At 72.6% G+C, this 4,805-nt stretch carries 5 protein-coding genes; 2 read left to right on the top strand and 3 right to left on the bottom strand.

The window, feature by feature from the left end; all coding sequences use genetic code 11:
• Positions 1-40: 40 nt before the first annotated feature.
• Together rpsT and D8M29_RS08500 are read right to left on the bottom strand one after the other, a co-directional pair.
• On the bottom strand, positions 41-307 hold the full coding sequence (gene rpsT / locus D8M29_RS08505; protein ID WP_036336578.1) for a 30S ribosomal protein S20: 267 nt from the start codon (positions 305-307) through the stop codon (positions 41-43).
• A 195-nt stretch (positions 308-502) separates the two neighbouring features.
• Positions 503-1,165, bottom strand: a complete 663-nt coding sequence (locus tag D8M29_RS08500; protein WP_127445905.1) for a type II toxin-antitoxin system PemK/MazF family toxin — start codon at positions 1,163-1,165, stop codon at positions 503-505.
• Positions 1,166-1,276: 111 nt separating this feature from the next.
• Between D8M29_RS08500 and lepA the strand changes: the two genes are divergently transcribed.
• Positions 1,277-3,136 (top strand): translation elongation factor 4, encoded by a 1,860-nt coding sequence (lepA, locus tag D8M29_RS08495; RefSeq protein WP_036336574.1) that lies wholly within the window; start codon positions 1,277-1,279, stop codon positions 3,134-3,136.
• Positions 3,137-4,417: a radical SAM family heme chaperone HemW gene (gene hemW, locus D8M29_RS08490; RefSeq protein WP_036336572.1), complete on the top strand. Its 1,281-nt coding sequence runs from the start codon at positions 3,137-3,139 to the stop codon at positions 4,415-4,417. It abuts the gene before it with no gap.
• A 15-nt stretch (positions 4,418-4,432) separates the two neighbouring features.
• Here hemW and D8M29_RS08485 read toward each other — a convergent pair.
• A partial coding sequence (locus tag D8M29_RS08485) for a DUF4870 domain-containing protein (protein WP_148111556.1) occupies positions 4,433-4,805 on the bottom strand: 373 nt, incomplete at its 5' end.

The following is a 4,805-nucleotide window of genomic DNA, read 5'->3' as shown; positions in this document are numbered from 1 at the left end:
GCTCGGGGCGGGGGCCGCGGTCACAGCCGGGGGGCGTGGATCAGCCGAGGAGGGCCTTCACGCGGGCGGCGATGCCGGACTTGCGGTTCGCGGCCTGGTTCTTGTGGATGACGCCCTTCGAGGCGGCCTTGTCCAGCTTGCGGGAGGCGGTGCGCAGCGCGGCGGCGGCGGCCTCGGGCTCGCCGGCGGCGACGGCCTTGTCCACGGCGCGGATGGCGGTCTTCAGCTCGGACTTCACCGCGACGTTGCGCTGGCGCGCCTTCTCGTTGGTGAGGATGCGCTTCTTCTGGGACTTGATGTTAGCCAAATCGGGTCCTTCGTCGTCGGCGGCGCGGACGAGGGTCCGGGCGCCGCATGAACAGGGGGTCGTGGAGGGTGCCCGGATCCGTGGACTGAGCGGCGTGGGGAACACCGATGATGACCCGTTCCGGGGGTGCCCGTCGACCGGCGGACACAATGCGGACGATCCTACCACCCAGACCCTGCGATCCGCGCGGCCGACTCAGCGCCCCCGCCGCCGGGCGCGGGCCAGCGCGGCCGTGACCCGGTCGAAGGCCGCCCGGTCCAGGACGCCGCCCTCCCGGCGCACCGCGGCCGGATCCACGCGGACCACCCGGTCCAGCTTCACCTCCGAGGCGCGGCCGGACCGGTCCCAGGCGCCCGCGCCCACGTCCACGTAGTCCTCGTCGCGGGCCAGGGCGTTGTTCCGGTCCCGGCTGGTCAGCATGAGCCCGAGCAGGTGCGCCCCGTCCCGGCCGATCAGGAGCACGGGGCGGTCCTTGCCCCGGCCGTCCATCTCCTCGTACGGCACCCAGGTCCACACGACCTCGCCCGGCCCGGCCGTCGGCCCGGGCACGGGCGCGTACTCGACGCGGACGGTGCCGGTGAAGTCCGGCAGGGACACGTGGCGGCCGGCGTCCTGTCGCCGGGGCCGGCGCTCCTGCCCGGGCCCGGGCATCGGCCACGAGTCGGTGGGCGCCGTGGGGTCGCACGCGGGCCCGGGAGGCCCGGGCGGGGCGGGGAAGGGCGACGGGCCGCTCCGGTCGCCGGCCCGTCGACCGGCCTCGGAGGCGGCCCGGCGCGGCCGGGCGTCGTCGCGGAGGGCGCCGATCAGGCGTGCCGTCCGGCGGCCGAGGGACAGGGCGCGATGCAGGTCGAAGGCCATGGGCGTGAATCTAGTGGACGCGCGGGCCCGGCGTCCGGGTCGGGTCGGCGGCGGATCATGAGAGACTAGGCGGTCAGAGTCCCGTCCCCGTCACCCGTAGAGGAAGTGCCCGTGTCGCCCCTGGCGTCGAACCCCCCGGTGCCCGCTGCCACCGACCCCTCGGTGATCCGCAACTTCTGCATCATCGCCCACATCGACCATGGCAAGTCCACGCTGGCGGACCGCATGCTGCAGGCCACCGGCGTCGTGCAGCCCCGCGACATGAAGGCGCAGTACCTGGACCGCATGGACATCGAGCGTGAGCGCGGCATCACCATCAAGTCCCAGGCCGTGCGCATGCCCTGGTCCGTGGACGGGGTGGACTACGCCCTGAACATGATCGACACCCCCGGGCACGTGGACTTCACCTACGAGGTCTCCCGCTCGCTGGCCGCGTGCGAGGGGGCGATCCTGCTGGTGGACGCCGCCCAGGGCATCGAGGCGCAGACCCTGGCGAACCTCTACCTCGCCATGGAGCACGAGTTGGAGATCATCCCCGTGCTCAACAAGATCGACCTGCCCGCCGCGGATCCGGACCGCTACGCGGCCGAGCTGGCCTCCCTGATCGGCTGCGATCCCGAGGACGTGCTGCGCGTGTCCGGCAAGACGGGCGTCGGCGTCGAGGAGCTGCTGGACCGCGTGGTCCGCGCCGTCCCCAGCCCGGAGGGCGACGCGGACGCCCCGGCCCGCGCGATGATCTTCGACTCCGTGTACGACACCTACCGGGGCGTCGTCACGTACGTGCGCGTCGTGGACGGCCGGCTCTCCCCGCGGGAGAAGGTCCGCATGATGTCCACGGGCACCACCTACGAGCTCCTCGAGATCGGCGTCTCCTCCCCGGAGCCCGTACCCACGAAGGGCCTGGCCGTGGGCGAGGTGGGCTACCTCATCACCGGCGTGAAGGACGTGCGGCAGTCCAAGGTGGGCGACACGGTCACCAACCACGCCCACCCGGCCGAGCAGTCCCTGGGTGGCTACGAGGACCCCAAGCCCATGGTGTTCTCAGGCCTGTACCCCATCGACGGCTCGGACTATCCCGTGCTGCGTGACGCCCTGGACAAGCTCAAGCTCAACGACGCCGCGCTCGTCTACGAGCCGGAGACCTCGGTCGCGCTGGGCTTCGGCTTCCGCGTCGGCTTCCTCGGTCTGCTGCATCTGGAGATCGTGCGCGAGCGCCTCGAGCGCGAGTTCGGGCTCGACCTCATCTCCACCGCGCCCAACGTGGTCTACGAGGTCACCCGGGAGGACCGTGAGGTCGTCACCGTGACCAACCCCTCCGAGTTCCCCGAGGGCAAGATCCTCGAGGTGCGCGAGCCCATGGCCTCGGCCACGATCATCGTGCCGGCCGAGTTCATCGGCGCCGTCATGGAGCTGTGCCAGGCCAAGCGCGGCAACCTCAAGGGCATGGACTACCTCTCCGAGGAACGGGTGGAGATCCGCTACTGGATCCCGCTGGCCGAGATCGTGTTCGACTTCTTCGACCAGCTCAAGTCCCGCACCAAGGGGTACGCCTCGCTGGACTGGAAGGCCGACGGTGACCAGGCGGCCGACCTCGTCAAGGTGGACATCCTGCTCCAGGGCGAACAGGTGGACGCGTTCTCCTCCATCACCCACAAGGACAACGCCTATACGTACGGCGTGATGATGACGGGCAAGCTCAAGGAGCTGATCCCGCGCCAGCAGTACGAGGTGCCGATCCAGGCCGCCATCGGCTCGCGCATCATCGCCCGCGAGAACATCCGCGCGATCCGCAAGGACGTGCTCTCCAAGTGCTACGGCGGCGACATCTCCCGCAAGCGCAAGCTGCTCGAGAAGCAGAAGGAGGGCAAGAAGCGCATGAAGATGGTGGGCCGGGTCGAGGTCCCGCAGGAGGCCTTCATCGCCGCCCTGTCCTCGGACGGCGCCGGCGCCGACCAGGCGGCGAAGAAGTAAGTGCCCGCCCTGCCCCTCGGCGAGCCGGTCCCCGACGACGGCCGGCTGCCGGCCGACGTCGGGCAGCGGGTGCGCGCGGCCGCCGGCGACGGCGCGGCGCGCACCTTCAGCCTGTACGTCCACGTGCCGTTCTGCACCGTGCGCTGCGGCTACTGCGACTTCAACACGTACACGGCCGTCGACCTCGGCCCCGGCGCGGGCCGCGGCGACTACTGGGAGTCGGCGGTCGCGGAGCTGGACTTCGCCGCGGACGTGCTCGCGTCCTCGGACGTGCCCGCCCGCCCGCTGCACACGGTGTTCTTCGGCGGCGGCACGCCCACGCTCCTGCCGGCCGCGGACCTCGTGCGCATCCTCCAGGCGGCGGTGGACCGGTTCGGGATCGCGCCCGGCGCGGAGGTCACCACCGAGGCCAACCCGGACACCATCACTCCGGAGTACGCCCGTGAGCTCGCGGCCGGCGGCTTCACCCGCCTCTCCCTGGGCATGCAGTCCGCGGTGCCGCACGTGCTCGCCACGCTCGAGCGCACCCATCGGCCCGAGTCCGTCCCCGCCGCCGTCGCCGCGGCCCGCGAGGCCGGCCTGGAGGTGTCCCTGGACCTGATCTACGGGACCGCGGGAGAGTCCCTCGCCGACTGGCGGGCCACGCTCGAGGCCGCCGTCGCCCTGGCCCCGGACCACGTGAGCGCGTACTCGCTGATCGTGGAGGAGGGCACCAAGCTCGGGGCCCAGGTGGCCCGCGGCGAGGTGGCGGACGTGGACCCCGACGACCAGGCGGACAAGTACCTGCTCGCCGAGGAGCTGCTCGGCGCCGCCGGCTACCGCTGGTACGAGGTGTCCAACTGGGCGCGCGACCCGCAGGGCTCCGGGGTCCACCGCGCGCGGCACAACGTGGCGTACTGGGAGGACCAGGACTGGTGGGGGATCGGCCCGGGAGCGCACTCGCACCTCGCCGGCGTCCGGTTCTGGAACGCCAAGCACCCCGCCGCCTACGCGCAACGGCTGGCCACGGGGGTCACCCCCGCCGTCGGCCGCGAGCGGCCCGACGCCGACGCGCGGCGACTCGAGCGCATCATGCTCGCGGTGCGCACGGTGGACGGGCTCCCGACCGCGGAGCTCGTCTCGGAGACGCCGGGGGAGGCCGCGCGGATCCGCGGGGCGATCGCCGAACTCATCGCCGCGGGCCTGCTGGACGGGCGTGCCGCCGTCGACGGGCGCATCATCCCCACGCTCGAGGGGCGGCTGCGCAACGACGCGATCGTCCGGGCGCTGGCCGGCTTCTGACCGGCCGGCCCCGGGTCAGCGCAGGATGCGCAGGTTGAACGGGTACCGGAACGGACGGCCCTTGGACACGTGCGAGGCGCCCATCACGCCGTAGACCGCCATGGCGGCCCACGTGAGCGCGCCGAGGATCGCGAAGATCGGGCCGACCACCGGCAGCAGGGACAGGAAGAAGAACAGGAGCGTGATGAGCGTGGGCGGCCCGGAGAAGTTCAGGGCCTCGCGCGACTCCTGCGAGGTGAACGGGCCGCGGTCGCGGTAGAGCAGCCACACGACCAGCGGGCCGAGCACGCCGAACGCCAGACTGAGGTGGGCCAGCGCCGCGCGGTCACGGTCCTGCTTCGCCGTGAGCGGGGCGCCGCGGCCGCCGGCCGAGACGAGCCAGGCGGGC

The organism is Micrococcus sp. HSID17227, from assembly GCF_003989405.1.
Taxonomy (GTDB): domain Bacteria; phylum Actinomycetota; class Actinomycetes; order Actinomycetales; family Micrococcaceae; genus Micrococcus; species Micrococcus luteus.
The sequence above is the reverse complement of the archived record's forward strand: the minus strand, read 5'-3'. Positions and strand labels throughout refer to the sequence as shown.

Bases quoted from the DNA above. Each gene is read 5' to 3' on its own strand.
- D8M29_RS08500 (WP_127445905.1), bottom strand. From the start codon at position 1,165: ATGGCCTTCGACCTGCATCGCGCCCTGTCCCTCGGCCGCCGGACGGCA.